At 73.6% G+C, this 2,211-nt stretch carries 2 protein-coding genes; both read left to right on the top strand.

Annotated elements, in window-relative coordinates; genetic code table 11:
- The first annotated feature begins 76 nt into the window (after positions 1 to 76).
- On the top strand, positions 77 to 1,552 hold the full coding sequence (locus C1I95_RS33425) for a pyridoxal phosphate-dependent decarboxylase family protein (RefSeq protein ID WP_111220067.1): 1,476 nt from the start codon (positions 77 to 79) through the stop codon (positions 1,550 to 1,552).
- Between the two features lie 65 nt (positions 1,553 to 1,617).
- Positions 1,618 to 2,208 carry an NADH-quinone oxidoreductase subunit B gene (locus C1I95_RS33430; RefSeq protein ID WP_111220068.1) on the top strand — a complete coding sequence of 197 codons (591 nt, stop codon included), beginning with the start codon at positions 1,618 to 1,620 and terminating at the stop codon, positions 2,206 to 2,208.
- Positions 2,209 to 2,211 lie beyond the last annotated feature (3 nt).

Genomic DNA, 2,211 nt, shown 5'->3' on the forward strand with positions numbered 1-2,211 from the left:
CCCCCTAACCACCGCCCCCTCCGGCGTGCTGGGGGAGGAAAGCCGCCAAGCCGCACGGAAAGGGCACCATTACTCCATGATCGACGAAGACCGGTCGGCGTTGCCCGTGCACGGGGTGCCGGGAGAGCGAGTGTTGGCAGAGATCCGGGAGTTGCGGGCGCTGGACCGGCCTACGCATGGGGGGCGGCTGTTCGCGTACGTGTACGACCCGGGCGTGGCGGGGCTGGACGCGCTGACCGCCGCCGCGTACGCCGAGAGCGCCCACGTCAACGGGCTCGACCCGACCGCCTTTCCATCCCTGCTGGCCATGGAGAACGCGCTGGTCGGGGCGGCGGCACGGCTGCTCGGCGGCGGGCCGGGCACCAGCGCGCCGGACGCGGTCGGCAGCGTCACCAGCGGGGGAACCGAGTCGCTTATCCTGGCCGTCAAGGCGGCCCGGGACGCCCGGCCGGACGTTGCCGCGCCCCGGATCGTGGTACCGGCCAGCGCCCACGCCGCGTTCGCCAAGGCGGCCCACTACCTGCGGGTGGAACTCGACCCGGTGCCGCTCGACCCGGCCACCCTGCGGCCGGCGGTCGCCGACATGGCCGCCGCGATCCGGCCGGAGACGGTGCTGGTGGCCTGCTCCGCCCCGTCGTACGCGCACGGCGTCGTCGACCCGGTGGAACAGGTCGCCGAGGTGGCCGCCGCGGCCGGGGTGCGCTGCCACGTGGACGCCTGCTTCGGCGGCTGGACCCTGCCGTACCTGCGTCGCCTCGGCGCACCGGTGCCCGCGTTCGACTTCGCCGTGCCCGGGGTCACCTCCATCTCGGTGGACCTGCACAAGTACGCGTACGCCCCGAAGGGCGTCTCGGTGCTGCTGCACCGTGACCCGGCGCTGCGCGCCCCGCAGTACTTCGCGTACGCCGACTGGCCCGGGTACACGATGATCAACCCGGTGATCTCCTCCACCCGGTCCGGTGGCCCGATCGCCGCCGCGTACGCCACCCTGCGGCACCTCGGCGACGACGGCTACCTGGAGCTGACCCGCCGGACCCGGGCGGCGGTAGAGGTACTGGCCGACGCGGTGCGCGGCGTGGACGGGCTGCGGCTGGTGGCCGAGCCCGAGTCGACCGTGGTCTGCTTCGCCGCCACCGATCCCGGGCCCGACCTGTTCGTGCTGGTCGACGAGTTGGCCGCGCGCGGCTGGCACACCCAACCCCAGCTGACGTACGCCGGCCTGCCGCGCAGCGTGCACCTGACGGTGACCGCGGCGGTGGCACCCCGGGCGGCCGAGTTCGCCCCCGACCTGGCCGAGGCGGTCGCCGCCGCCCGCGCGGCGGGGTCGGTCGCGTTGCCGCCGGAGCTGCTCGCCCTGGTCGGCTCGCTCTCCCCGGATTCCCTCACCGGCGACCTGGTCGCCGGCCTGGCCGCCGAGCTGGGCCTGAGCGGAGGTGGCCGGCTGCCGGAGGGGCTGGCGACGGTGAACACGCTGCTCGACGCCGCGCCACCGGCGCTGCGGGAGCGGCTGCTGGTCGAGTTCGTGAGCCTGCTGCAACGCCCCACCTACTGACTCGGCTGCCCTCCGGGCGGACGCCGGTGCTGTGGTTGACTGTCCGGGACGGGAAGGGGGCGGTCGTGCAGCTACCGGCGGTGCTCGGCGAGCCGATCCGGTTCGTGCTCAACTGGGGTCGGCGGTACTCGCTCTGGGTCTTCAACTTCGGGCTGGCCTGCTGCGCCATCGAGTTCATCGCGACCAGCATGTCCCGGCACGACTTCATGCGCCTCGGCGTGATCCCGTTCGCGCACGGGCCCCGGCAGGCCGACCTGATGGTGGTCTCCGGCACGGTCACCGACAAGATGGCCCCGGCGATCAAGCGGCTCTACGACCAGATGCCCGAGCCGAAGTACGTCATCTCGTTCGGCGCCTGCTCCAACTGCGGCGGCCCGTACTGGGACTCGTACTCGGTGACCAAGGGCGTCGACCAGCTCATCCCGGTCGACGTCTACGTGCCCGGCTGCCCGCCCCGGCCGGAGGCGCTGCTGCACGGCATCCTCCGCCTTCAGGAGAAGATCGCCGCCGAGCAGTCCGGCATCGGTGGCGTACCCCGTCCCGACCTGCTCGCCCCGCCGCTCGACGCCCCGCCCAGCGACGGTGCGCCACCGCGCTCCGCCGCCTACTCCCCGGGGCCGCAGGACATCAAGGTGATCCTCGACTTCACCGCCTGACCC

The organism is Micromonospora craterilacus, from assembly GCF_003236315.1.
Lineage (GTDB): Bacteria > Actinomycetota > Actinomycetes > Mycobacteriales > Micromonosporaceae > Micromonospora > Micromonospora craterilacus.

Bases quoted from the DNA above. Each gene is read 5' to 3' on its own strand.
- C1I95_RS33425 (WP_111220067.1), top strand. From the start codon at position 77: ATGATCGACGAAGACCGGTCGGCGTTGCCCGTGCACGGGGTGCCGGGA.